19 protein-coding genes and 1 pseudogene are annotated in these 25133 nt (G+C 72.0%); 11 read left to right on the top strand and 9 right to left on the bottom strand.

Going from position 1 to position 25133, the window contains the following annotated elements; translation table 11 throughout:
• Positions 1-33 precede the first annotated feature (33 nt).
• The 3 genes from ASF28_RS07475 to ASF28_RS22350 all read left to right on the top strand — a co-directional run bounded on the left by ASF28_RS07475 (position 34) and on the right by ASF28_RS22350 (position 1939).
• Positions 34-423, top strand: coding sequence for a hypothetical protein (locus ASF28_RS07475; RefSeq protein WP_244474924.1), 390 nt, complete (start codon positions 34-36; stop codon positions 421-423).
• A 113-nt stretch (positions 424-536) separates the two neighbouring features.
• A complete protein-coding gene (locus ASF28_RS07470) occupies positions 537-1631 on the top strand; it encodes a DUF2125 domain-containing protein (protein ID WP_056089657.1) in 1095 nt (364 codons plus the stop codon).
• Positions 1632-1783: 152 nt separating this feature from the next.
• A complete protein-coding gene (locus ASF28_RS22350) occupies positions 1784-1939 on the top strand; it encodes a hypothetical protein (RefSeq protein ID WP_018046049.1) in 156 nt (51 codons plus the stop codon).
• A 4-nt stretch (positions 1940-1943) separates the two neighbouring features.
• Here the strand turns inward: ASF28_RS22350 and ASF28_RS07465 are convergent, their stop codons facing one another.
• Positions 1944-3338 (bottom strand): hypothetical protein, encoded by a 1395-nt coding sequence (locus ASF28_RS07465; protein WP_056089654.1) that lies wholly within the window; start codon positions 3336-3338, stop codon positions 1944-1946.
• Positions 3339-3561: 223 nt separating this feature from the next.
• Here ASF28_RS07465 and ASF28_RS07460 point away from each other — a divergent pair, with 223 nt between their 5' ends.
• The gene (locus ASF28_RS07460) at positions 3562-8826 is read left to right on the top strand and encodes an alpha-2-macroglobulin family protein (RefSeq protein WP_157085519.1); all 5265 of its coding nucleotides are present in this window, start codon (positions 3562-3564) and stop codon (positions 8824-8826) included.
• 259 nt (positions 8827-9085) lie between these two features.
• Complete coding sequence (pbpC, locus tag ASF28_RS07455) at positions 9086-11134, top strand: penicillin-binding protein 1C (protein ID WP_244474923.1); 2049 nt, start codon at positions 9086-9088, stop codon at positions 11132-11134.
• A gap of 63 nt (positions 11135-11197) precedes the next feature.
• Here pbpC and ASF28_RS23220 read toward each other — a convergent pair.
• A pseudogene (locus ASF28_RS23220) lies at positions 11198-11695 on the bottom strand (GGDEF domain-containing protein); the annotation flags it as partial.
• A 903-nt stretch (positions 11696-12598) separates the two neighbouring features.
• The gene (locus ASF28_RS07450) at positions 12599-14788 is read right to left on the bottom strand and encodes a TonB-dependent receptor (protein WP_056089648.1); all 2190 of its coding nucleotides are present in this window, start codon (positions 14786-14788) and stop codon (positions 12599-12601) included.
• A 295-nt stretch (positions 14789-15083) separates the two neighbouring features.
• Here ASF28_RS07450 and ASF28_RS07445 point away from each other — a divergent pair, with 295 nt between their 5' ends.
• Genes ASF28_RS07445 through ASF28_RS07435 form a run of 3 tightly spaced genes read left to right on the top strand, consistent with a single transcriptional unit; the run spans position 15084 to position 17205 of the window.
• A complete protein-coding gene (locus ASF28_RS07445) occupies positions 15084-15815 on the top strand; it encodes a response regulator transcription factor (protein ID WP_082476042.1) in 732 nt (243 codons plus the stop codon).
• Positions 15816-15840: 25 nt separating this feature from the next.
• Positions 15841-16341 carry a hypothetical protein gene (locus ASF28_RS07440; protein WP_056089644.1) on the top strand — a complete coding sequence of 167 codons (501 nt, stop codon included), beginning with the start codon at positions 15841-15843 and terminating at the stop codon, positions 16339-16341.
• Between the two features lie 27 nt (positions 16342-16368).
• Positions 16369-17205 carry a sensor histidine kinase gene (locus ASF28_RS07435; protein WP_056089640.1) on the top strand — a complete coding sequence of 279 codons (837 nt, stop codon included), beginning with the start codon at positions 16369-16371 and terminating at the stop codon, positions 17203-17205.
• Positions 17206-17260: 55 nt separating this feature from the next.
• Here ASF28_RS07435 and ASF28_RS07430 read toward each other — a convergent pair whose 3' ends face one another.
• The 4 genes from ASF28_RS07430 to ASF28_RS07415 all read right to left on the bottom strand — a co-directional run bounded on the left by ASF28_RS07430 (position 17261) and on the right by ASF28_RS07415 (position 20799).
• Positions 17261-18268: a biotin-dependent carboxyltransferase family protein gene (locus ASF28_RS07430; RefSeq protein ID WP_056089637.1), complete on the bottom strand. Its 1008-nt coding sequence runs from the start codon at positions 18266-18268 to the stop codon at positions 17261-17263.
• A gap of 2 nt (positions 18269-18270) precedes the next feature.
• On the bottom strand, positions 18271-18990 hold the full coding sequence (locus tag ASF28_RS07425; protein ID WP_056091397.1) for a 5-oxoprolinase subunit B family protein: 720 nt from the start codon (positions 18988-18990) through the stop codon (positions 18271-18273).
• Between the two features lie 76 nt (positions 18991-19066).
• Complete coding sequence (gene aroB, locus ASF28_RS07420) at positions 19067-20185, bottom strand: 3-dehydroquinate synthase (protein ID WP_056089634.1); 1119 nt, start codon at positions 20183-20185, stop codon at positions 19067-19069.
• Entirely contained in the window at positions 20182-20799 is a 618-nt protein-coding gene (locus tag ASF28_RS07415) for a shikimate kinase (RefSeq protein ID WP_056089631.1), read from the bottom strand. Before ASF28_RS07415 ends, aroB begins: the two co-directional genes overlap by 4 nt.
• 264 nt (positions 20800-21063) lie before the next feature.
• Here ASF28_RS07415 and ASF28_RS23215 point away from each other — a divergent pair, with 264 nt between their 5' ends.
• Positions 21064-21216 (top strand): hypothetical protein, encoded by a 153-nt coding sequence (locus ASF28_RS23215; RefSeq protein ID WP_056089629.1) that lies wholly within the window; start codon positions 21064-21066, stop codon positions 21214-21216.
• A 59-nt stretch (positions 21217-21275) separates the two neighbouring features.
• Positions 21276-22154, top strand: a complete 879-nt coding sequence (locus ASF28_RS07405; RefSeq protein ID WP_244474965.1) for a site-specific tyrosine recombinase XerD — start codon at positions 21276-21278, stop codon at positions 22152-22154.
• A 13-nt stretch (positions 22155-22167) separates the two neighbouring features.
• Here the strand turns inward: ASF28_RS07405 and ASF28_RS07400 are convergent, their stop codons facing one another.
• Together ASF28_RS07400 and ASF28_RS07395 are read right to left on the bottom strand one after the other, a co-directional pair.
• On the bottom strand, positions 22168-23367 hold the full coding sequence (locus ASF28_RS07400; RefSeq protein ID WP_056089620.1) for an AI-2E family transporter: 1200 nt from the start codon (positions 23365-23367) through the stop codon (positions 22168-22170).
• 92 nt (positions 23368-23459) lie between these two features.
• Positions 23460-23927 (bottom strand): molybdenum cofactor biosynthesis protein MoaE, encoded by a 468-nt coding sequence (locus tag ASF28_RS07395; protein WP_056089618.1) that lies wholly within the window; start codon positions 23925-23927, stop codon positions 23460-23462.
• A gap of 183 nt (positions 23928-24110) precedes the next feature.
• Between ASF28_RS07395 and ASF28_RS07390 the strand changes: the two genes are divergently transcribed.
• Complete coding sequence (locus ASF28_RS07390) at positions 24111-25130, top strand: gamma carbonic anhydrase family protein (RefSeq protein ID WP_056089615.1); 1020 nt, start codon at positions 24111-24113, stop codon at positions 25128-25130.
• The last annotated feature ends 3 nt before the right edge of the window (positions 25131-25133 follow it).

Raw genomic sequence — 25133 nt, 5'->3', positions numbered from 1 at the left:
AGGTCCGAGGACGACCGAGCACGGAGACGACCGGTGCACGAAGAACGCCTCAGAACGACCGCGGGCCTGCGCGGAACCCCGGCCCTGGTGCTGAGCGCATGGCGCGGCCGGTCCGGTCGCCGCTATATCGTCGGCATCCACGATCTCGCCGAGCCGGAGCTCGACGACATGGGCGATGCGGTGGTCCTGGCCGTGCGCCGCGACGCGGCGGGGATCGGCGAGATCGTCTGCGTGGCCTCCGCCGGGGAGAGTCCGCGCGAGCGCCTGACCCGCACCTGGATGGCCCGCGCCCGGTATGGCGGCGCCAACGAGATGCACGTCCACCGCCTCGCCGAGACCGAGGCCGAGCGCAGCGCCATCGTGGCCGATTTCGACGCCGTCGCCACGACCGATACCATGACCGATACGATGGCCGACGCCTGAACCCTGCGGCCGCGGCCATGCTTTCGCCGCCAAGACCCTGATAGGCCATGCCGGATGGAAGACGAGGCCCCGAGCGGGTCCGCCTCCGACGGTTTTGCGGCAGCGGGGACGCGATGACAGCCACGAAAACACCGGCCGCGACCCGTGCCCCATCGCGAAAAGGCCTGTTCGTTCCCTTTATCCTGCTCGCCACACTCGTCGTCCTGTGGTCGGCCGCGTGGTTCTGGGTCCGCGACCGGGCGGCGCACGAGATGGATTCCTGGCTCGGCCGGGAGGCGGCGGCGGGACGGACCTGGACCTGCGCCGACCGCTCCATCGCCGGTTATCCGTTCCGCATCGAGCTGCGCTGCGCCACCCTCGCCTTCGCCCGCGCCGACAGCCGCTTCACCCTCGGGCCGGTGACCGCCGTGGTTCAGGTCTACCAGCCGCGCCAGGGGATCCTCGAGGTGGCCGGCCCTTTCCATGTGGAGCAGGGCGACCTCACCGGCGACGTGACCTGGACCGCCCTGAACGCCAGCTTCCACGGGGCGTCCGAGGGCTTCGTGCGGGCTTCCCTGGTGGTCGACGCCCTGAAGGGCACCGTGCGCGGCCAGGGCCAACCCGACATCGCCTTCGATGCCCAGCACCTCGAAGCCCATGGCCGCCCGACACCCGGGCGCTTCGCCACGGACGGCGCCGTCGATCTCAGCCTGCGCGTCGCCAAGGCCGGGGTGCCGCTCATCGATCCCTTCGTCGGCAACACCAGTCCGGCCGACATCGCCCTCGACGCCACGGTGAACCGGGCCGCCATCCTGCGCACCGGGACGGTGGCGCGGGAGCTGGAGGCGTGGCGCCAGGCCGGCGGCGGCCTCGACATCGCCCTCCTGTCCCTGGCCAAGGGCGACCGCCGGGTCCAGGCCCGCGGCAGCCTCGGACTCGACGCGGCCCACCGCCCGGAGGGCCAGATCGACCTGCGCGCCGCCGGCGTCGAGGCCATCGTCGGGCAGGTCATGGGGCAGCGTTTCGGCGCCGAGAAGGGGGCGCTCATCGGCAACCTCGTCGGCCAGTTCCTCGGCGGAGGCCGCCGCGCCCGCGCCGAGGCCGCGCCCGATGCGACGGCCCCGGGTGACCCGGCCCTGAAGGCCCTGCCGCCCCTGCGCCTGGCGGATGGCCGCCTCATGCTCGGGCCGTTTCCGATCCCCAACGTCGAAATCCCGCCGCTCTACTGAGGCGCGCCGGACTCAGGCGGGCGTAAAACTTTCAAGAATTCGGAACGCGCGATGGATAACCCTTCACGTGCGGTTGAACGGAATCGGCCGCTGGGCGTTTGAACGGTCAAGCTCACGCCACAGCGGTTGGGCGCGCGCCGGAGTTCCGTTCCATGACCTTGACCACCATCCTCCTCATCATCCTCATTCTCGCGGTCCTCGGCGGCGGCAACTTCCTCGGCGGCGGCGCCTATCGCGGCCAGAGCTTCGGGCTCGGCGGCATCCTGATCATCATCCTGATCGTGCTGCTGGTCACCGGGCGACTCTGATCGCTCACGGCTGGCAGGCGATTCCCACGATGGCGCCCGCCAGCCGCACGGTCGATGCACCGGCCGCCGGAACCGGCACACCGGCGGCGGTGAGGAACTGCCCGATCCGGGCACTCGCCACCGATCCGTAGCGGGCCGGCGGCACCACGCCGGCCACGCGACGCGGCGCTGCGGGATAAGCGGAGACGAGTCCGGCGAGGGCGCCCGCCGGGTCGACGATCGGCGCCCCGCCCGCTCCTGGCTGGAGCGGCGCCGTAATCCGGCCGTCCTGCCCGAGGGCGCCCGGTGCCGCCGTCACGGCGCCGCCCGCCTCGGCCGACAGAACCAGCACGGCCTCCGCGGGCACGGCCGCCTCAGCCCGGAGGGGCGGGAAGACGCCGGAACTTGCCAATCCCGCGCCGTCCAGGAGGATCAGGTCCGTGTCCCGCACCATGATGCGGGCCGCTTGGCCGTTGATTCGCGGCGACGTGCAGCCGTCGAGGGCGGCCGCGCTCGTGAGCACCCGGCCCGGTCCCACCAGCAGCCCCGTCGCATGCGGCGCGGCCGGCCGGTCGGCCAGCGGAGGCGGCGTCGGCCCGGCGCGGGCGATGGGACTTGACGGTGCCGCCGGGGCCGCGTCCGGGAATGGCACGAAGCTGTTGGCGATGGCGATGACGAGGCGGTCGAACGTCTCGGCGAGCGCCTTGTCGTAGCCCAGGGTCAGGCCGCGCACGCCCGTCTCCCCGGCGGCGTAGCGGATGTAGGACTTGCCCGTGGCCGTCTCGGCGGTGACGACGAGGAAGTCCGGCCGCTGGAGCTTGTAGGTCACGCGCCGCTCGGGGCTCGGCGCGGTGATGCGGGCGAACACCGCCTCCAGGCTGGTTTCGCCGGGGGGGAACGACTTCGCCTCCACGGTGATGCGGCCATCCGCGCTCTGCCAGCGGGTGCCGCCCGGAATCGCCGCGCGCTTGGGCAGCAACCGCTCGGGCAGGCCGAGGACGGTGCCGCTCGCGGGATCGGATTTGACGGCGAAGCCCACGGTGCTCCGCGCCGCCGCCCCGGCCTTGAGGAGCGCGCCGCGGCCGGCCGGGTCGAGGGAAGCGGTGCCCGCGCCGCCGGCGCGCTTCTGGTAGGCCACCAGCGCGTCGTGGGTGCGCTTTCCGAAGGTGCCGGTGACGACGCCGTTGAAATCGCCGGTCCAGACCAGGGCGTCCTGAACGCCCTTGCGCTCGGCCTCCGGCAGGGCCTCGAACGCCGCCTTGGCCGCCTCGAAGGCCGGGTCCGGTGTCGCAGCGGGCTTGCCGGGCGAGGCCGGCGGCGATTTGGGACGCGGCGCCGGCGGCGACTGGGACAGGCCCTGTATCGGCGAGAGAATCGGTGCAGCCAGGAGGGCGATCGAGCGCGCGGCGCACACCGCCATCCAACCAGCTCGTCCGCTTCGCGCCATGATCCGTGCCCCCGAGGCGAGGGCCGAAGCTTGGCAGAGCCGACGCGTGAATTCCAGGGCCGTCGATCCGGATTGCGGGCGCGAGGCGAAGTGCTACGGTCCCGGCCCTGAGCCGTGGTGCGGGCGGTACGAGTCGATGGGGTGGGTGATGTCGCGATCGACGGGACGCACGGGCGCGGCACGGCGCGGGCGGGCGATGATCCTCGCGGCCGGCGCCTTCGCCCTCGTGGGCGGGCTGGTCATGCCCGGGCACGCTCAGGCGCCCCTGAGCCAACCCGCCAGGGCGGCCCTGAAGGCCCCCTCCCAAAAATCCTTCCAGCGCGAAAACCTCGCCAGCGACGGCGTGCGTCTCGAGGCCACCCTCAAGGCCGAGGCCGGTCCCCCGCGTCCGGCCGCCCGGGCGCGGGCCGAGGGCGCGGCCCTGATGGAGGCCGAGAAGCCGGCCGAGGCGCTCAAGCCCCTCGGCGCGGCCGTGGCCGCCGAGCCGGGCAATCCCGAGAACTGGCTCGCCTATGCCCGCGCCGCGAGCGCCGTCGGCAATAGCGAGACCGGGGACTATTCCGCCCGCCTGCGCCTGCGCCGCAACGCCCGGGCCGCCGCCTATGTCGGCTACCTGCGCGCGCCCGCCGCCGCCGGGGAGGCCGAGGCACTGGCCACCCTCGGCGAGGTCCAGGCCGCCGAATCCGAGTGGCGCCCCGCCCTGGAGGCCTACCGCGCCAGCCTCGCGCTCGCCGACACGTCCGAGGTGCGCGAGACCTACGAGGGGCTGCGGGCCGAGCACGGCTTCCGCATCCTCGATTACAAGGTCGATTCCGATGCGGCCGCCCCGCGGGTCTGCTTCCAGTTCTCCGAAGGGCTGGCGCCGAAGACCGATTTCACCCCCTTCGTCGCCGTCTCGGGCGCGGCCAATGCCGCCGTCACGGGCAGCGGCCAGCAGATCTGCGTCGACGGTCTCAAACACGGCGAACGCTACGCCTTCGTCCTGCGCCAGGGAGTCCCCTCGGCGGCGGGCGAGACCTTGTTGAAGTCGTTCGATTACGAGGTCTACGTCCGGGACCGCTCGCCCCAGGTGCGGTTCACCGGGCGCAACTACGTCCTGCCGCGAACGGGTCAGGCCGGCGTGCCCCTGGTCTCGGTGAACGCGGCCAAGCTCGACGTCGAGGTCCTGCGCATCGGCGATCGCGGCCTGCTGCCCTCCCTCCGCTCCGAGGATTTCCTTTCTCAGCTCAACGGCTCCACGGCAAAAACCATCGCCGAGCAGAAGGGCCAGCGGGTCTGGAAGGGCGTCCTCGACACGGCGAAGGCCGAGCTGAACGCCGAGGCCGTCACCGCCTTCCCCGTGCTTCAGGCCGTGGGCAAGCTCGAGCCCGGTCTCTACGTCATGCTGGCCCAGCCGACGGGCATCGCCGGCGCGGTGGACGAGGAGGGCGGATACGAGCAACAGGCCACGCAGTGGTTCGTGGTCTCGGACTTCGGACTGACGGTGTTCAAGGGGCGTGACGGGGTCCACGTCTTCGCCCGGTCCCTCGCCTCCGCCGCCGTGGTGGCGGGCGCGGAGATCCGCCTCGTCGCCCGCAACAACGAGGTCCTGGCCACGGCCAAGACCGACGCACAGGGCCACGTCGCTTTCGCGGCCGGCCTCGCGCGCGGGGAGGGCGGGATCGCGCCGGGCCTCGTCGTGGCGCAGATGGGCGACGATTACGGCTTCCTCGACCTCAACCAATCCGCCTTCGACCTCACGGATCGCGGCGTGAAGGGCCGGCCGCAGCCCGGGGCCGTCGAGGCCTACGTGTTCCCCGAGCGCGGGGTCTACCGCTCGGGCGAGACCGTGAACCTCACCGCCCTCCTGCGCGACGCCCTCGGCGTCGCGGTGCCCGACCTGCCCCTGACCCTGGTGCTCAAGCGCCCCGACGGCGTCGAGGCCCGCCGCGTCGCCGTGCCCGATGCGGGCCTCGGCGGACGGTCCCTCGCCGTGCCCCTCCTGGCCGGCGCCATGCACGGCACCTGGCGGGTGTCGGCCCATACCGACCCCAAGGCCCCGGCCATCGGCGAGGCGAGCTTCCTCGTCGAGGATTACGTGCCCGAGCGCCTGGAGGTGACGCTGTCGAGCGCCACGCCGAGCCTCGTCCAGGGCGCGCCGGCCACCGTCGATGTCGCCGCGCGCTACCTCTACGGCGCGCCGGGGTCCGGGCTCGAGGTCTCCGGCACCGTGCTGGTGCAGCAGGCGGCGGGCAGCGGCATCAAGGGGCTGGAGGGCTTCTCCGTCGGCCTCGACGACGAGCGGGTCGAGGCCGCCTCCCAGGAGATCGAGGCGCGCGCCACCACGGACGGGCAAGGGGCGGCCCGCCTCACCGTGCCGGTACCGGCCCTCGCTGCGCCGCGCCCGACGGAGGCGCGGATCACCCTTCAGGTCGGCGAGCTGGGCGGGCGGGCGCTCTCGCGCAGCCTCACCCTGCCGATCCTGCCCGACGGCCCGGTGCTGGCCCTCCGCAAGACCTTCTCGGGCGATCTGCCCGAGGGCGGCACCGCCGGCTTCGAGGTGGCGATGGCGGCGCCCGACGGACGGCGCCTGTCCCAGCCGGGCGTCGCCTGGACCCTGCAGAAGGTCGAGAAGAACTATCAGTGGTACCGCGAGGGCGGACGCTGGTCGTTCGAGCCCGTGACCAGCACCCGACGCATCGCCGACGGCAAACTCGACCTGGCGGCCGAGACCCTCGGCCGGATCAATTCCGTGGTGAGCTACGGCACCTACCGCCTGGAGGCGAGCGTGGCCGGCCGGCCCCAGGCCACGGCGAGCGTGACCTTCACCGTCGGCTGGGGTGGGGGCGAGACGGCGGACGTGCCGGATCTCCTCGATCTTCGCCTCGACAAGCCGGCCTACGCCGCCGGCGACACCCTGCGGGCACGCCTCCAGCCGCGCTTTGCCGGTCAGGCCACCCTCGCGGTGGTGAGCGACAAGGTCCACGCCGTGCTGACCGTGGCGGTGCCGAGCGGCGGCACCACCGTCGACATTCCGGTCAAGCCCGAATGGGGCGCGGGCGCCTACCTCGTCGCCACCGCCTACCGGCCCCTCGACCAGGCGGCCAAGCGCCTGCCGGGCCGGGCGCTCGGGGTGGCGTGGTTCGCCGTCGATGGAGCGAGCCGCAGCCTCGCCGTCACCGTGGAAGCGCCGGCCAGGGCCCGGCCCCGCGAGACCCTGACCCTGCCGATCCGGCTCGCGGGCCTGACGGCCGGGGAGACGGCGCGGGTCAGCGTGGCGCTCGTGGATGTCGGCATCCTCAACCTGACGCGCTACGAATCCCCCGATCCGTTCCGGCACTTCTTCGGCCAGAAGGCCCTCGGTCCCGAGATCCGCGACGTCTACGGGTACCTCATCGACGGGATGCAGGGGACGCTCGGCGCCATCCGCTCGGGCGGCGACGGCGGGGCGGCCGAACTCGCCGACACGCCCCCGACCCAGGCGCCCCTGGCGCTGTATTCCGGGCCCGTCACCGTCGGCCCCGACGGCCGGGCCAGCGTCAGCTTCCCGCTCCCGGCCTTCAACGGCACCGGCCGGGTCATGGTCACGGCCTGGAGCCGGGCGAAGGTCGGCGCGGCCCAGGTCGACGTGATCATCCGCGATCCCGTCATCCTCACCGGCACCCTGCCGCGCTTCCTCAATGTCGGCGACCGCTCGCGCTTCCACATCGCCATCGACAACGTCGAGGGTCAGGCCGGCGACTACACCGTCGACCTCGGCCTCACCGGCTCCGTGGTGGTGGGGGCCGAGGCGCTCCACAAGACCCTGCGGCTGGAGGCGGGGGCCAAGGGGGCGCTGGTGATCCCCATCACCGCCGCCGGCCCCGGCACCACGCGCCTCGACGTGACCCTGTCCGGTCCCGGCCTGCCGCCCGGCATCGGCCAGAGCTTCGCCCTCGGTATCGGCGCCGGCACCGGGCCGCTGGCCCGCCGGACGGTGCAGCCGCTCCCGCCCGGCGCGACCCTGCGGGTGACGGACGAGTTGCTCGCCGACATCCTGCCCGGCACCGGGGCCGTCTCGGTCACGGCCTCGACGCTCGCCGGCCTCGACGCGCCGGCCCTGCTCCAGGCCCTGGAGCGCTACCCCTACGCCTGCTCCGAGCAGACCGTGAGCCGGGCGATGCCGCTCCTGGCCCTGGGACGTGTGCCGCCGCAGGACCGGATGGGACTCGACGACACGGTGGACACCCGTATCCGCGAGGCCATCGACCGGGTGCTCGCCCGCCAGGGCTCGTCGGGCGAGTTCGGCCTGTGGTCCGTGGGCGGCCAGACCGACGTCTGGCTCAACGCCTACGTCACCGACTTCCTCACCCGGGCGCGGGAGCGCGGCTTTTCCGTGCCGCCCACCGCCTTCGCCAGCGCCCTCGACAGTCTCCGCAATGCCGTGGCGAACACGAGTGAGGTGCGCGACGGCGGCATGGACATCGCCTACGCGGCCTACGTGCTCGCCCGCAACGGCCGCCCGGTGATGGGCGATCTGCGCTACCTCGCCGACACCCGGCTCGACGCCTTCGCCACCCCCCTCGGGCGCGGGCAGATCGCGGCGGCGCTGGCGTTGCTGGGCGACCGGGGCCGGGCCGCCAAGGCCTTCGCCTCGGCGGTGACGGCGCTGAAGGGGCCGGGACCCACGGACCGGCCGGATTACGGCTCGCGCCTGCGCGACGGCGCCGGCCTCCTGACCCTCGCCGCCGAGACCGGGCTCGCCCGCGATGCGGTCCAGCCCCTGGCGGCGGTCATCGCCGAGGAGCGCCAGGGCGGCCGCCCGACGAGCACGCAGGAAAACGCCTGGATGGTGATGGCGGCCCAAGGGCTCGCCAAGGACGCCGACGCCCTGCGCTTCACCATCGACGGCAAGGCCGAGGCCGGCGCCCTGGCGCGGCTCTATCGCGGCGACGCCCTGGCTTCGATGCCCGTCGCCATCGTCAATGCCGGGACCACCACGGCACAGGTCGTGGTGAGCGTCGTCGGCAACCCAATTGCGCCCGAGCCCGCCGAATCGCGGGGCTACGCCATCGAACGGACCTATCACCGCCTCGACGGCTCACCCGTCGATCTCGCGCAGGGGGTCCGCCAGAACGACCGCCTCGTGGTCGTCCTCAAGGTGACGGAGGCCAAGGCCAGCCCCGGGCGCCTGCTCCTCGTCGACCGCCTGCCCGCCGGCCTGGAGATCGACAATCCGAAGCTCCTCGACGCCGACGCGCTCACCGGCCTCGCCTTCGCCAAGTCCGACGTCGCCCCGGTCTATACGGCGTTCCGCGACGACCGCTTCGTCGCCGCCTACGAGCGGACGCCCGAGCAATCGGCGTTCTTCCGCGTCGCCTACACCGTGCGCGCCGTCTCGCCCGGCACCTACGTCCACCCCGCCGCCACCATCGAAGACATGTACCGGCCCGAGCGCTTCGGGCGCACGGGCTTCGGGTCCGTGGTGGTGAGCGCGAAGTAGGGCGATGACGCGCGGGGCGCCGATCTCCGGTTCCGCTACGGGCGAGGGTGAACAGCCCTCTGCAACGGCAGGTAATGCAAGGGGAGGCGTGAAAAGCGCGGGTCCCCTCTCCTGGAAGGAGAGGGACAGGATGAGGTGTGTGACATCTCCGAAAAAGTCCCACACCTCACCCCAACCCTCTCCTTCCAGGAGAGGGAGCCCGTCGCGGTTCGGGCGATCGTTGAGAATCGTCGCCACAGGGCTATGCGTCGTTCTGACAATGCTCGCCGTCGCCACCTTCGCCCTCTGGCGCTTCGTCGCCACCCTCCCGCCCCTCGACCTCACGCAGGCGAACCTCCGCTCCACCGTGGTGCTCGACCGCGATGGTGGGCTCCTGCGCCCGTTCGCCACCGTGGATGGGCGCTGGCGCCTACCGCTCACCGCGGCGCAGGTCGATCCGCGCATGCTCGCAATGCTCAAAGCCTACGAGGACCGGCGCTTCGCCGCGCATCCGGGCATCGACCCGGCCGCCACGCTCCGCGCCGCCGGGCAGTGGCTGCGGCACGGCCGCATCGTCTCGGGCGGCTCGACCCTGTCGATGCAGGTGGCGCGGCTCGTCGAGCCCCGCGCCGCGCGCTCGCTCCCGGCCAAGTTGCGCCAGATGGTACGGGCGGTCGAGCTGGAGCGCCGCCTCGGCAAGGCGGGCGTGCTCGACCTCTACCTCCAGCTCGCCCCCTATGGCGGTCCGGTGGAAGGGTTGCGGGCGGCGAGTCTGGCCTATTTCGGCCGCGATCCGGCGCGCCTCTCCTTCGCGGAGGCTGCCCTTCTGGTGGCCCTGCCGCAGGCCCCAGAGGCGCGTCGGCCCGATCGGTTCCCAGGTGCCGCAAGACGCGCTCGCGATCGGGTCCTCGACCGCGTGGCCGCGCGGGGGATCATCACGCCGGCCGAGGCGCGGGCGGCCAAGGCCGAACCCGTACCGCAGGGGCGAAAGCCCTTCCCGATGCTGGCCGCCCACGCGGCCGAGGCGGCGGTCGCGGCCGATCCCACGTTGAGGAGCATCCGCCTCACCCTCGACGGGCGCCTGCAGGCGAGCCTCGAGGCGCTCGCCACCGAGCGCGCCGCCGCCCTGGGGCCGGGTCTGTCCGCCGCCATCCTGGCGCTCGACAACCGCACGGGCGCGGTCCTCGCCCAGGTCGGCAGCCCCGGCCACGGCGATGCCTCACGGTCGGGCGCCATCGACATGACGGGGGCGATCCGCTCGCCGGGATCGGCCCTGAAGCCGTTCATCTACGCCCTGGCCTTCGAGCAGGGGATCGCCCATCCCGAGACCCAGCTCGACGACCGGCCCGTGCGCTTCGCCGGCGCCTACGCGCCCGAGAATTTCGACCTCGGCTACCAGGGCACGGTGACGGCGCGGCGCGCCCTCCAGCTCTCGCTGAACGTGCCGGCGGTGGAGCTGCTCCAGGCGGTGGGCGCGGCCCGCTTCATCGCCCGCCTGCGGGCAGCCGGCGCGCGCATCGAGCTGCCCCGCGACACCGCCCCCGGCCTGCCCGTGGCCCTCGGCGGGCTCGGCATCACCCTCACGGACCTAGCCCGGCTGTTCTCGGGATTCGCGCGCGGTGGGCTGGTGCCGCCCCTGATGCGCCGCCTCGACGCGCCCGTCCTCGGCTCGAATGACGCCCGCATCACCGAGCCCGTGGCGGCCTGGTACGTCGCCGACACCCTGCGCGGGGCGCCGCCGCCCGAGAACGCCCTGGCCGGCCGCATCGCCTACAAGACCGGCACGTCCTACGGCTATCGCGACGCCTGGGCCGTGGGGTTCGACCGGCGGGTGACCCTCGCGGTCTGGGTCGGTCGCCCGGACGGCAACGCCGTGCCGGGCCTCGTCGGCCGGGTCGTGGCCGCCCCGATCCTGTTCGACGCCTTCGCGCGGTTCGGGGGCGAGCCCGAGGCGGTGCCCCAACCGGCCGACGCCCTGGTGACCACGACGGCCGGCCTGCCGCCGCCGCTCCGCCACATCCGTCGCGACGTGCCGAAATCCGTTGCGGCGGCCTTGAGCGCGACCCTCAAGATCGCCTACCCGCCGGATGGCGCCCGGATCGACTTGGGGCTCGCGGGGACGGATCTAGCGGGCGGCGCGCCGGACGTGGGTCTCGCCCTCAAGGCCCTCGGCGGCGTGCCGCCCCTGATCTGGATGGTCGACGGCCTGCCCGTGGCCGGGGGCGCCCGGCGCCACGCCGCCTGGAGTCCCGTGGGCGCCGGCTTCGCCCGCATCTCGGTGATGGACGCCACCGGTGCCTCCGACAGCGTGATGGTACGCATCGAGTAGATCGGCGGCACCGGAACGCGGCACGACCCGGTCGAGGCCCGGCCCGCCGAGCTCGATCCGGTTCCGGCCGTTGTGCTTGGCCGCGTAGAGGGCGTCGTCGGCCGCCCGCATCAGCCGGTCGAGATCGTGTCCGCAATCCTGCGTCGTCGCCACGCCGAGGCTGACGCCGATGCGCAGATCCGGCAGCGACGGGACGGCGAGATGGGCGATGGCCCGGCGCATCCGGTCGGCGCAGGCGAGGGCCTCGTCCGCATCCCCCGTCAGCAGGCAGGCGAACTCCTCCCCACCCATGCGGCCGACGATGGTGCCGGGCGGCATCAAGGCTTCGGCGACACGGCAGAAGCCGACGAGCACGGCGTCGCCCACGGCATGGCCGTAGGTGTCGTTGACGCGCTTGAAATGGTCGAGATCGCACAGCAACAGGGTCGCCGCCCGGTCCGGTGCGCTCAGGGTCGCCGTCGCCCCGGCGACGAAGGCCCGCCGGTTGGCGATGCCCGTGAGCGGGTCCGTATCGGCGGCCAGGCGCTGGAGGCGTTCGGCGCGCTCCTTGGTGAGCGCCATGAAGACGAAGGCGAGGGCCACGGTGAAGAGCATCCCGAGGCACACCAGGATGGCGAAGGCGGGCGTCTGGAGAGGATGGACCCCGATGGGTTGGGGTGGGCTCAGGACCGCCATGGGGATGCGCACGGCGTACATGATCCCGTAGGCGGCAAGCAGGATCGTGGCCGGATAGCGGGAGACCAGGGGCTCCGTCCGCCCCTTCCAGATAAGGGCCGCCATGGACAAGCAGAAGCCGGCGGCCATGGCGGATGCCAGGACGATCCGCGCCGCGATGGAGGCGAAGAAGTCCGGCACCAGGCACGCGCCGCTCCACAGGGCGACGCAGAGGATGACCGGCCACGGCCGCAGGCGCCGCCCCTCGAAGGCGAGGACGCCGTTCCAGATCAGTCCGTAGGCGCCGATCGTCAGGGTGTTGGCGAGGCCGATGGACAGCGGATCCGGGATCTGTCCGCGCAGGGCGAGAAGGGCCGAGCCGACGCCGCCGACGAGGTGGGCGAGGCCCCAGATCGCCAGGGCGTGCATCTGCCGGGCCTGGCTCCAGGACAGCAGGAACAGGCTCCCGACCATGAAGGTCAGGATCACCGTCACCAGCAACAGGGTCGGGGCGTCCAGCGCCATTGATCGGTTCCACGCCGTCGAGGCACCCGCATCCGAATGACGGGGCGGCCGGCTCGGCACGATTGGAACGCTATCCCAACTGGTCATTCCGCTCAAAGGCTCAGGCCTCCGGCGGGTACCGGAATGGAGCAGGACGTGGCGGAAGACTGGCCCCTCTCCGAGATGATCGTGCGATTCCCGAGGTATGGCGGGCGCCCCGGCACGAGGGGTGATCCGCGCCTGCGGCTTCCCCGTGACGGGGCCGGAACAGGATCGCGTGCCGGGCCGCCGGAGGTGCGCTCGCCCTCAGAACCGTGCGATCACCTGGAAGCGGACGAGGCGCGGCGCACCGGGACCTATGTTGTTGTTGCCGTCGGCCGTGGCGATGTAGCGGCGGTCGAAGAGGTTCTCGATGTTGACCTGTGCCCGCCAGAACTCGTTGACCCGATAGAACAGGCCGAGATCGAACCGGGTGATGCCCGGCAGCCGCACCGTGTCGTCCGACGAGGCGAAGGTATGCCCGGTCTGGATGTAGCCGATGCCGAACGAGAATTCCCGCGTCACGTCGAACTTGTTCCACAGGGTGAAGGCGTTGAAGGGCACGAGGCCGACGCGGTTTCCGGGCCGGAAGCCCTGGGCCGCCGTGCCGAAGCCGCTGGTGATGGTGGCGTCGGTGAAGGCGTAGCCGCCGGCCACCTGCCACCAGTCGGTGACGTAGCCGTTGGCCCCGATCTCGGCGCCCTGCGTGTTGGTCTGGCCGGTGGGCAGGAAGAGGCCCGGCCGGTTCGAGTCGTTCAGACGCTGGTTGAAGCGGTCGAGGTTGTACAGGGCGCCGGTGAGCTGGAGCGCCGGCGAGACGTCGTACTTGATCCCGACCTCCGCATTCTCGAACCGCTCCGGCTGCGAGATCGCCAGACCCGGCGCCAGGGAGCCGAACTGGTCGCCCGAGGACGGCAGGTAGGAGACGCTGTAGCTGCCGTAGAAAGCGAGGTTTTCGAGGGGCTTCAGCACGATGCCGGCACGCGGCGAGAGCAGGTTGTCGATCCGGTTGGTGCGGACGGGTGTGGCACCGGTCGCGTTCAGGTTGTTGGCCGTGAAATCGAAGTGGTCGTAGCGCAGGCCGCCGATGAGTTGAAGGTGCGGCCCGATCTCGATCTGATCCTGCGCATAGACGGCCGCGAGCCCGAGGTTGTAGCGGCTGTTGGCGCCGGTTGGGATGTTACGGAAGGTCACCGGCGCGCGCGACGTTGGAAAAAGCGGGTTGACGGCGAGTGTCGAGGTTCCGTTGGAGAAGAAGCCTTCCTCACGGAAGGCGCGCCCCTCCTGGTAGCCGAGCTCGAACCCGGCCAGGAGCGTGTGCTTCAGGAATCCGGTGTCGAACTTGTAGGTGAAGTCGTTCTGGGAGAAGTAGTTCGTCCGCGGCGTCTCGTTGTTGTACGCGGTAATGTTAACCGATGTCCCAGCAGCGTTGACCGCGCTGCCCGGAAACACGTTCTGATAGAATTTCTGATAATCGGCGAACCGCAGGGTGCTGTGCACGGCGACGCCGGAATCGAACAGATGATCGAGGGTCGCGGTGGCGATGTTGGCATCGACCCTGGCGTAGCTCAAGCCCGGATTGCCGAAATACGTCCCGATGTTGTTGCGGTAATTGTACGGCCGGCCGAACTGCGAGGGAATACCGCGATCGGTGTTTCGATCGTCGTGGAAGTACTCATACGACAGCTTCAGGGTCGTTGCCGGTCCGAGCAGGAAGGTCATCGTCGGATTGAAGCCGTAGCGGCGGATATCGACGAAGTCGCGATAGGTCCCGGTATCCTCGAACACGCCGTTCATGCGGAAGAACACGCTGTCGCTGACCCGGTCGCCGACATCGACGGCGACGCGCTTATTGAAGTACTGGCCGCCCTGGACCAGGATCTCGCGGATCGGGATGCCGTCGGCCTCCTTCAGCACCCGGTTGATGACGCCGCCGCCGCCGCCGCGCCCGAAGACGAGGGCGTTGGGCCCTTTGAGCACCTCGATGCGCTGGGTGTTGTACAGGTCGCGAAAATACTGGACGTCGTCGCGCACGCCGTTGACGTAGAAGTCCGCGTTCGAGCGCTGGCCGCGGATGATGAGGTCGTCGCGGTTGCCCTCGCCCTGATGCGGGATGATGCCCGGCACGTAGCGCACCGCCTCCTCGATGGACTGGAAGCCCTGGTCGCGGATCTGCGCCTGGGTGACGACGGTCACCGATTGCGGCGTGTCGATGAGGGGCGTGTCGGTCTTCGTCGCGCTGCGGGTCCGCTTCGTCAGGTAGCCGACGCTGGTGCCGCCCTGGCCCTCGACGCTGAGCTGGTCGAGGGTCACGGCTCCGCCCGCCAAGGGCTGCACGGGCGTGCCGCGGGCCGGCGTCGGCGCCTGCGCGCGGGCGTCGAGCGAACCGAACCCGATGCCGGAGGCGAGCGCCGTCGTCGCCAGGAATGACTGCGCCAGAGCGCGCCTGATCTTCATTGCCACGGATAAAACCCCCACCGCCAAGATGACGCCCAAGGACGGTGCCGCGACGTTCCGCGAGGCTTGTCGTCCCAGGATCGCTTAGGCGTCGTCCCCCGGGGAGGGGTCAAATTACGGATTGCCAACGTTTCTAGTTTAGAACTATTATTATTAGTATGAGAATCAATCTTTGTTGCGATCGACTTGGTAGTGCTTCATGAAGTTCTCTGATTTATGTCACGTCCCGGCAATGATAGGCTGGAACTGAAACTTTAAGCCTCGGGTTCATCAATATGTTGCGTTCAAACAACAGATGCGCCGGTTCATTCGCTGGGCGCGCGCAACCCCCCGTGGAGCGGGCGTCGTGAGGATCCTGCTGATCGAGGACGATGCGGTGACCGCCAAATTCGTGGCGTTCGAGCTGACGGAGGCCGGGCACACCGTCGAACGCGCCGCTGACGGACCATCCGGCCTGAAGTTTGCCCTCGCGGGCGGCCATGCCGTCGCCATCGTCGATCGCATGCTGCCGGGGCTCGACGGTCTCGAATTGACGCGGCGGCTGCGCGCAGCACGGATTCCGACGCCCCTGCTGTTCCTGACCACGATGTCGGGCATCGACGATCGTGTGGAGGGCCTCGAAGCGGGGGGAGACGACTATCTCGTCAAGCCCTTCGCCTTCGCCGAACTGCTCGCCCGGGTGAACGCCCTGGCCCGCCGCCCGCCCATCGCCACCGTGGTGACGGTCCTGCGTGCCGCCGATCTCGAGATGGACCTGATGGCGCGCGCCGTGCGCCGTGCCGGCCGCACGATCGATCTGCAGCCGCGGGAATTCCGGCTTCTCGAGTTTCTGATGCGCAATGCCGGATCCCTGGTGACACGCCGCCAGCTCCTCGAGAACGTCTGGGATTTCCACTTCGACCCGACCACGAACATCGTCGAAACCCACATGAGCCGCCTGCGCGCCAAGGTGGACCGGACCTTCGACCGCGGGCTGATCGAGACCGTGCGCGGCTCCGGATACATCCTGCGTGACCGCCCCGCATGATCGCCCTGCGCGGCCTGGCGGAAACGTGACCCGGCACAAGCTCGTCCGCAGCGTCGGCTTCCGCTTTGCGCTGCTCTACACGGCCGCGTTCGTGTCGTCGGTGGCGGTGCTGGGGGTCCTGGTCGAGATCCAGCTGACCTCCGCGCTCCGGCAGCAGGCCCAGCAGCGGATCGACAACGAGATCGGTGCGCTGGTGGACGAGTTCGTCCATGGCGGGCGCGTCGACCTGGATGTGGCGCTCAACGGGCGGTTCGCGCGCGGGGGCGGCCGCATGAGCCACGCGATCGTCGAGACCGATGGTCGGGTCGGGATCGGCAACCCGGATCTCGCCGCCCTCGCGGGGCAGGCCGATACGGCGGCGCGGCCGGTCTCCGAGATCGGCGGACGCAGGCTTGCCCAGCCGATGATCGCGGCGACGCACAGGCTCGGCGACGGGACGGTCCTCGTCGTCTCCGACAACCTCCAGGGCATCAGGGAGGTGAGCGCGATCCTCAAACGCGCCTTCGCCATCGCCCTGGCGGCGTAGGTCGCCCTCGGCCTCGGCCTCGGCCTCGTGGTCTCGGGCCGCCTGCTCGCCCGGGTCGATGCGGTGACCCGCACGGCGGAGGCGATCATCGCGGGCGATCTCGGGCGCCGCATCGCCCTGTCGGGATCGGGCGACGATTTCGACCGGCTGTCGCTGACGCTGAACCGGATGCTCGACTGGATCGCCGGCCTGCTGGAGACGCTCCGGCAGGTGACCAACGACGTCGCGCACGATCTGCGCACGCCGCTCACCCGCCTGCGGCACGGCCTGCTCGCCTCCGGCAGGACGGCCGCGACGGTTCCCGAGTACGGCGCGTCCATCGATCGGGCGGTGGGGGAGATCGACGAGATCCTGGAGATCTTCACGGCCCTGCTGCGCATCGCGCAGATCGAGGCCGGCGCGCGGCGGGCCGGCTTCCGGTCGATCGACCTGTCGGACGTCCTGCGCACCGTCGGGGAGGCCTACGCGCCCGCCGTCGAGGATGGCGGGCGCCGGCTGCGTTGCACGGTCGAGCCGGATATCCGCATCGACGGCGACCGCGAATTGCTGGTCCAGCTCTTCGCCAATCTCGTCGAGAACGCCCTGCACCATACGCCGGTGGGGACGACCATCGCCCTGGACCTGACCTGCGCCGGCGGGCGCGTCGTCGCGGCCGTGGCCGATGACGGGCCGGGCATCGACGCTTCGGAGCGGGACAAGGTGCTGCGGCGCTTCTATCGCGTCGAGAAGAGCCGCGGCGCGAAGGGGCACGGCCTCGGCCTGCCCCTGGTGGCGGCCGTGGCGGAGCTGCACGCCGCCGCCCTGACGCTCGCGGACAACCAGCCCGGCCTGCGGGTCCGCGTGACCTTCCCGCCGTCGGCGTGATGGGCCGCGTGACCGGCCACTTGGCGGTCGGCCCGGTGCCGCCGTTCCGGCGAGCCTATCCCACCACGCCGTCGATGAGGTTTCGGGCCAGCAGGAACTCGGAGGTGAAGTCGGTCCGCACGAGGGGCCGGCGCCCGATGGGCCCGGCGAGGGCTTCCTGCGCCAGGCGCCGCGCCTGCACGGCCTCCGAAACCGAGACGGCGGCAAAGCGCACGCTGTCGCCGGCCCGCGCCTGGGCGAGGCGTCCGAGATCGGCGCCGATCACGGTGGCGATCTTCGGATATCCGCCCGTCGGCTGCCGATCGGCCATCAGGACGATGGGCTGGCCCGTGCCCGGCACTTGGATCGCCCCCATGGCGATCCCGTCGGAGACGATGTTGTGGTCCCGCGCCCGGATCGGGTCGCCCTCCAGGAAGCAGGCCATGCGGTCGCCCCGGGCGCCGATGCGCCAGGGACCGGCGAGGAAGGCCGCGACGACCGCCGGGTCGAAGTGATCGTCCTGGGGACCGAGGACGACGCGGATCGTCCCCGGCGGCCGATCGAGCCAAGGGAGTTCGAGGATCGACGGCTCGCCGAGGGCGGCGCGGGGCCGTGCGATGGGCACGGCGTCGCCGGCCCGGAGCGCCCGGCCGTCGAGGCCGCCCATCCCGGACCGGGTGTGGGTCGCCGTCGAACCGAGGGTCGGCGCCACATCGATGGCGCCCGCGACGCCGAGGTAGCACCACGCGCCCGTCGGCCCGGCCCGGACCGTCAGGCGCGCCTCCGGCTTCAGGGTCAGGGCCGTCGCGCAGGGCAGGGGCCAGCCGTCGTGATCGATGCGGAAGCCGCCGCCGACCAGACTGACGTCGAGGGCGGCGCCCGTGACGGTCAGGGACACGCCGCCGAGGGAGATCTCGATGGCGGTGGTGTCCGGCGGATTGTCCAGGGCCCGGTTGGCGCCGGCATGGGCGAGGGGGTCCATGGGCCCCGCCGGCGTGATGCCGTAGCGCAGGTAGCCGTGGCGTCCCGCGTCCTGGAGGGTGATGCCGCCGCCGGCCGACAGGATGCTGAGCGTCGCGTCCATCGTCAGCCCTCCATCCGGGCGATGATCTCGCCGCCGGCGGCCCGCCCCTCGAGCCCGGCGAAGGTCGCGGCGTCGATGGGCTCGAACCGCAGGGTGTCCCCGGCCTCGACGAGGAAGGTCCGGCGGCGGGCCCCGGAATAGAGCCGCTCGGGGGTCCGGCCGATCACGTACCAGCCCGTCGGCATCGGCACGGTCGCCACGGCCGCGAGGCCGCCGCCGATCAGGATGGCGTTGGCGGGGTGGGGCGGGCGCGGGCTCTCGCGTCGCGCGATGCCGAGATCGGCGGTGAGGCCACCGAGATAGGCGAAGCCCGGCGCGAAGCCGTACATGTAGACGCGGTAATCGGCGGCGGCATGGCGCGCGGCGACCTGCGCCGCCGGGAGGCCGGCCCACGCGGCGACGGCCTCGATGTCCTCGGCGAGCGCCGGATCGTAGCAGCATGGCACCGTCCAGAGCCGTCCGGCCCGCGGCCGCGGGACAGCCGAGGCCAGGAGGTCCGTGACGGTCCGGCACAGCTGTGCCCGGTCGAGGATCAGGGGATCGTAGTGGATCGTCAGCGAGCGGTAGGTCGGTACGCATTCGCCCAGCCCGGCCACCGAGGCGGCGCCCAGGGCGGCGTCGAGGGCGAGGACCCTGTCGTGCACGGCGGGATCGACGGCCTGCCCGAACTCGACGACGAGCGCGGCTTCGCCGACATCGAGGAGGCGGGGAGCATTCGCCACCCTCGGTCCCCGGGCGGCCCCCGGCACGGTCCGGCCGGTGGGATCGCGGTTGGTCGTCGGATCGATGGCCACAGGCTCAGCCGGTGCGCAGTTCGTCCGTGAGGAAGGCTCGGACCTCGGCCGCATCGATGCCGGGCGCGATGAAGCTCCGGCCGATCCCGTGGGCGAGGATGAAGGTCAGCGCCCCGTCGCGGACCTTCTTGTCCTGCGCCATGGCGTCGAGGAGGGTGTCGGCGTCGCCGCAGCCGCCCGGCACCGCCCCGAGGGTGGTGGGCAGGCCGGCGAGGGCCAGGTGGTTGGCGACGCGGCCCGCATCCTGGCCCGGACACAGGCCGAGGCGGGCCGAGAACCGGAAGGCGAGGGCGAGGCCGATGGCGACGCCCTCGCCATGGACGAGGCGGGCGGAGTCGTAGCGCGTCAGGCGTTCCAGGGCGTGGCCGAAGGTGTGGCCGAGGTTGAGCAGGGCGCGCTCGCCGTCCTCGCGCTCGTCGCGCACCACCACGCCGGCCTTGGACCGGCAGCAGATCGCCACGGCCTCGTCCCGTTCCGGGCCGCCGGAGAAGATGCCGGCCCAATGCGCCTCGCACCAGTCGAAGAACGCCGCGTCGTTGATGAGGCCGTACTTCGCGACCTCCGCGTAGCCGGCGCGCATCTCGCGCTCGGACAGGGTGTCGAGGGTGCCGGTATCGGCGAGCACTAGGCGCGGCTGGTGGAACGCGCCGATGAGGTTCTTGCCGAGCGGCGAATTGATCCCGGTCTTGCCGCCAACGGACGAGTCGACCTGGGCCAGGAGCGAGGTTGGCGCCTGGACGAAGCGCACGCCGCGCCGGAGGGTGGCGGCGGCGAACCCCGCGAGATCGCCGACGACGCCGCCGCCCAAAGCCACGACGATGTCGCCGCGCTCGACCCTGTGGGCCAGCAGCCCGTCGCAGACCTCCGCGTAGGTCGCGTAGCTTTTCGAGGCCTCGCCCGGCGCCACGGTGACGCGGCCGGAGCGCAGGCCCGCCGCTTCCAGGCTCGCGCTCAGGCGCTCGCCGTAGAGGGCGGCGACGTTCGTGTCGGTGACGATGACGGCGGCCCGTGCGCCCAGCGCCGCGATCCGCGCCCCGGCCTCGTCCAGCAGGCCACGGCCGATGAGGATCTCGTAGGCGCGGCCCTGGTCGAGGGGGACGCCCACCGTCAGGCGGTCGGTCACTGGGCTGCGATTCCTTGGTGGCGGGCGCCGTTGAGATGGGCGTCGAGGGCTTCCATCACGTCCTGCACCACGCGGTCGTGGGCGACGTCGCGGGAGACCACCACCACGTCGGCCGTGGCGTAGACCGGGTGACGCACCTCCATCAATCCGCGCAGGGTCTCCTCGGGGTCCTCGGTCTGGAGAAGGGGACGGCCGCCGCGCTTGCGGACCCGGCGCATGAGCACGTCGAGTTCGGCCTTGAGCCAGATCGAGACGCCGCGCTCGGCGATCCGCTCCCGGGTCGTGGCGCGCATGAAGGCGCCCCCGCCCGTGGCGAGGACCAGGGGGCCTTCGCGCATGAGCCGGGCGATCACCCGCTCCTCGCCATCGCGAAAGCTCGGCTCGCCGTAGATGGCGAAGATGTCCGGGATCGTCAGCTTGGCCGCCGTCTCGATCTCGATGTCGGCATCCCGGAACATCAGGCCGAGGCGTGAGGCCAGGCGCCGGCCGACCGTGCTCTTGCCGGCCCCCATGAGGCCGACGAGCACGATGGAACGGTCGCCCAGGGCGCGGCGCAGGCGCAGTTCGATGGGGTCGCCCGGGGGCGCGGTGCCCTGAGGCTCGGCTTCGGTCATCGGCTTCTTCGCATCGTTGCGCGGGTCTTAGCGCGTTTTGAGGATCGGGCGAAGCGGCGCCCGCGGGGCGTGCACGAAAACCCGATGGTCCGCCCGCGTCCCGGCGCAGCGACGCGCCTATTGCGCCGCAACCTGTGGCCGCGAAGTCATTGCCACGGCGCGCCCTCCATGGTGCAACCGATGACTTGTCACCGATGACTTGCCCTTGCGCCATCGGCGCCGCATTTCCCTCCCCCTTGCGCCCCGCGATCGAGGTTCGTCCGAGTGCCGACCCTGTTCCGTTTTCTCGCCACCCTCGCCATCCTGGGCGGCCTCGCCTTCGCGGGCCTGTTCGCCCTGGCGACCCTGGTGGTGCCGACGCCGCGCGAGATGAGCGTGACGATTCCGGCGTCCAAGCTCCAGCCCCCCGGCCGGTGAGCACGGCGCCGACGTCGGAGGACCTGTCGGGCGAGGCGCTGATCCAGGGCTACCTCGACATGCTCGCCGCCGAGCGCGGGGCGGCGGCCAACACCCTCAGCGCCTATCGCCGCGACCTGTCCGATTATCTCGCCGCCCTGACCCGCGACGGCCGCGACCCCGTGCGGATCGAGGCCGGGCCGGTGCGGGCCTACATGGCGGACCTCGAGACCCGCGGCCTCTCCGCGGCCTCCGCCGCCCGGCGCCTCTCCTGCATCCGCGGCTTCCACAGGTTCCTCTACGCGGAAGGCTTCGCCGAGGGGGACCCGAGCGCGCCCGTGGCCGCGCCGCGCAAGGGCCGGACGCTGCCCAAGGTGCTGTCGGTCACCGAGGTCGACGCCCTCCTGGCCGCCGCCCGGGGGCAGGCCGAGGCGGACGGCACGGGGCGAAGCCGGCGGATGCTGTGCCTCATCGAACTGCTCTACGCCACGGGGCTGCGCGTCTCCGAGCTCATCGCCCTGCCGCGGGCGGCGGGATCGACGCGGGAGCGCTACCTCGTGGTCAAGGGCAAGGGCGGGCGCGAGCGCCTGGTGCCGCTGACGGAAATGGCCCGTGCCGCCATGCGCGACCACCTCGCCCGCCCGGGTCCCGACGGGCCGTGGCTGTTTCCCGCCGACAGCGCGAGCGGACACCTCACGCGGCAATCCTTCGCCCGCGACCTCAAGGATGTGGCCGCCGCCGCCGGCCTGCGCCCGGACCGGGTCAGTCCCCACGTCCTGCGCCACGCCTTCGCCAGCCACCTCCTGCAGAACGGCGCGGATCTCCGCATCGTGCAGGAGCTGCTGGGCCATGCCGACATCGCCACGACCCAGATCTACACCCACATCCTCGACGAGCGCCTGAAGGGGATGGTGCGCGATCTCCACCCCCTGTCCGACGCCGAGGACGAGCCCGCCTGACGGCGGCGCCCCTTCAGGCCTCGGCGTCCTCCTTCAGGGTGTCTTCGATGTAGAGCTGCGCCAGCAGCACCTTGATCACCGCCATCAGGGGGAGGGCCAGGGCGATGCCCCACAGGCCGAACAGCACGCCGAGCACGAGCTGCCCGGCGAAGATGGTGGCGGGCGGGATATCGAGGGCCCGCTTCTGGATGTACGGCGTCAGGCCGTAGCTCTCCAGGGTCTGCACGGCGAGGTAGACGCCCAGGGCGCCGAGGACCGCCGTGAGGCCCGAGGCCAGGGCCGCCAGGATGATGACCACGCCCGCGATGAGGGGACCGATGGTCGGGATGAAGGCGAGGAGACCGGCCTGGAGGCCGAGGATCAGCGCTCCGCCGATTCCGAGGAAGCTCAGGCCCGCCCAGGTGCACAGGAAGATCACCGCCATGGTGATGAGCTGGCCGAACAGCCAGTGCCGCAGGGTCTCGCCCATGCCGTCGAGGAGGGCCCGCGCCCGCTCGCGGTGGCGCGGCGGCACGAAGCGCACGAGGCCGTCGCGGTAGGCACCCGGATCGGCCGCGCAGGACAGGCCGAGGAACACGATGACGAGGACGTTGCCCAGGGCTCCGAACAGGGCGATCACCACGCTGGCCGCCGGACCGAGGACGCTGCCGGCATCCGACAGGAGGGAGCCCGGGCTCTCCATGGCGCCCGAGGCGAGGCCGGCGAGGCCACCCTGCTTCTTGCCCTTGGGGTCGGACCCGTCCTTGTCCTTGCCATCCTCCGGGGTGGCCTGCCCGTCCGGCGCCGTCTTCGGTGCGGAGAGGCCGGGCACGTCGATGCCGTACGCCTTGAGCCGGTCGCGCACGGTGCCGGCCTGAGACGCCACGGTCTGCCCAAGGTCGCGGCCCTGCTGCATGATCGTCGCGCCGCCGAAGGCGATCATCGACAGGCTGAGGCCGGCGAGCACGAGGCTGACCAGGCTGAGGCGCAGGCCGCGCCCGGCGGGCAGCACCTTGCCGAGGAGCTGGGTCAATCCGTCGAGGAACACCCCGAGCAGGATGCCGGCGAAGATGAGCATCAGCGTCGAGACCGCGCTCCAAGCGAGGGCCAGGAACGCGGCGAAGGCCACGATGGCGATGCCCGAGACGGCATGGGACCAGCCCCGCGGCTGCGGGCCGGCCCCTGGCGGGGCCGCATGGGGATCGGGCCGGGTGTCGGGCCGGGTATCGGGCATGGAAATCGGGTGAACTCCTGAGATCGGGCGCTGACCCGGCACATGCGGGGCCCGTCGGCACAAGGCCGGGCGACGGCTTGCCTGTGGACGCCCTAGCGCCAACGCGCGGTTGCGGCCTCGTCGGCTTGCGTCGCCTCGACCCAGCCACCGACCGCGCCGCCGACGAGGTGCTCGCGCTTCCAGAACGGTGCCTGCGTCTTGAGGTAGTCCATGAGGAAGCTCGCCGCCTCGAAGGCCGCGATCCGGTGGCCCGCTGCCGTGATCACGAGGACGATGCCGTCGCCGGGGGCCACGAGGCCGTGGCGGTGGATGACCCGCACCCCCTGGAGCGGCCAGCGGGCGCGGGCGGTCTCCACCACCCGGCCGATCTCGGCCTCGGCCATGCCGGGGTAGTGTTCGAGTTCGAGGCCCGCGAGACGCCCGTCCTCGTCGCGGCACAGGCCGGTGAAGGTCACGATGGCGCCGGCCCGGCCCTGGAGGTCGCGGGTCAGGGCCGCGATCTCGTGCGCCACGTCGAAGGGCTCGGCCTGGATGCTGACGTCGGGGGTCGGTGCGGTCATGGCGGCTCGCTGGTACGGGGGCGCTCGATTGCTCTTGAGCACGGCGCGGCGACAGGACATTGGTGGGCGCGGACCCCACGCCGCGAACGCCGCTTCGCGGCCGAGCATGTCCGCCCGGTCCCGAAAGACCTATATGCCCCTCGTCCCGGTCCGCGCCACCGGGCCTCGAAGGAGACCGCCCGCGTGACCCCCGACCTTATCCTGTCCCATGACGGCGTTCTGCCCGTCTTCTCCGCTCGGCCCGTCTGGTGCGGACGCGGCAGCACGGTGATCGGCGCCGCCACCCTCGGGGCGCAGGCCTGGCTCGGCGACGACAGCGTGATCCGCGCCGACGGGCAGGTGGTGACCGTCGGCGAACGGTTTTGGCTCGGGCACCGCTCCACGGTCCACATCGCCACCCAGTCCTACGCGACCCGCGTGGGCGACCGGGTGACGGTCGGCCGCAACGCCGTGGTGCATGCCTGCACCGTCGGCTCCGACGTGGTGATCGAGGACGACGTCATCGTCCTCGACGGGGCCACGGTGGAGGATGGCGTGCTCATCGAGGCCGGCGCCACGGTGTTTCCCCGCGGGCACCTAGCCGCGGGGTTCGCCTATGCCGGCAGCCCGGCCAAGCCCCTGCGGCCCATCACCCTGCCGGAGATCGCCGAGCGGGCCGAGCGCCTGCGCGAGGCCTCCGGCGATCTGCCCCAGCCGCCCGAAGCGGACGCCGCCGAGACGGAGGCGAGCGTGTTCGTCGCCCGCACGGCACGCCTGCGCGGCCGCATCGCCCTCGGGGCGGGGTCGACCGTCCTGTTCTCCTGCGATCTCAACGCCGACGTCGGTCCCATCGTGGTGGGCGCCGACACCAACATCCAGGACAACACGGTGATCCGCACCCGTGCCGAGGGCGTCGTCATCGGCCGCGACACCACCATCGGACACAATGTGCGGCTCGCCGATTGCCGCATCGGTGCGCGCAGCCTCATCGGCATCGGCTGCGTCGTCGCCCCCGGCACCGTGGTGGCCGACGACGTGTTGCTGGCGGCCGGCGCCACCACCGATCCGGGCCAGTTGCTGGAGGGCGGCCACCTCTGGGGCGGGCGACCCGCCCGGGTCCTCGGCCCCCTCGACGAGGGCAAGCGCACGATGATGGCCCGCGTCGTCGAGGGCTACCGCGAGCTCGGGCGCGCGTATCGCCTCGCTCAGGACGCGATGCTGTAGGAT

The organism is Methylobacterium sp. Leaf99 (genome assembly GCF_001422375.1).
GTDB lineage: Bacteria > Pseudomonadota > Alphaproteobacteria > Rhizobiales > Beijerinckiaceae > Methylobacterium.
Note: the sequence above shows the minus strand (reverse complement) of the source record. Positions and strands in the feature narration are given on the sequence as shown.

Excerpts from the sequence above, each read along its gene's own strand:
- ASF28_RS22350 (WP_018046049.1), top strand. The coding sequence starts at position 1,784 with ATGACCTTGACCACCATCCTCCTCATCATCCTCATTCTCGCGGTCCTC.
- ASF28_RS07450 (WP_056089648.1), bottom strand. The coding sequence starts at position 14,788 with ATGAAGATCAGGCGCGCTCTGGCGCAGTCATTCCTGGCGACGACGGCG.
- ASF28_RS07470 (WP_056089657.1), top strand. The coding sequence starts at position 537 with ATGACAGCCACGAAAACACCGGCCGCGACCCGTGCCCCATCGCGAAAA.
- ASF28_RS07400 (WP_056089620.1), bottom strand. The coding sequence starts at position 23,367 with ATGCCCGATACCCGGCCCGACACCCGGCCCGATCCCCATGCGGCCCCG.
- ASF28_RS07460 (WP_157085519.1), top strand. The coding sequence starts at position 3,562 with ATGATCCTCGCGGCCGGCGCCTTCGCCCTCGTGGGCGGGCTGGTCATG.
- ASF28_RS07430 (WP_056089637.1), bottom strand. The coding sequence starts at position 18,268 with ATGGACGCGACGCTCAGCATCCTGTCGGCCGGCGGCGGCATCACCCTC.
- ASF28_RS07445 (WP_082476042.1), top strand. The coding sequence starts at position 15,084 with ATGCGCCGGTTCATTCGCTGGGCGCGCGCAACCCCCCGTGGAGCGGGC.
- ASF28_RS07395 (WP_056089618.1), bottom strand. The coding sequence starts at position 23,927 with ATGACCGCACCGACCCCCGACGTCAGCATCCAGGCCGAGCCCTTCGAC.
- ASF28_RS07415 (WP_056089631.1), bottom strand. The coding sequence starts at position 20,799 with ATGACCGAAGCCGAGCCTCAGGGCACCGCGCCCCCGGGCGACCCCATC.
- ASF28_RS07465 (WP_056089654.1), bottom strand. The coding sequence starts at position 3,338 with ATGGCGGTGTGCGCCGCGCGCTCGATCGCCCTCCTGGCTGCACCGATT.
- pbpC (WP_244474923.1), top strand. The coding sequence starts at position 9,086 with ATGCTCGCCGTCGCCACCTTCGCCCTCTGGCGCTTCGTCGCCACCCTC.
- ASF28_RS07405 (WP_244474965.1), top strand. The coding sequence starts at position 21,276 with ATGCTCGCCGCCGAGCGCGGGGCGGCGGCCAACACCCTCAGCGCCTAT.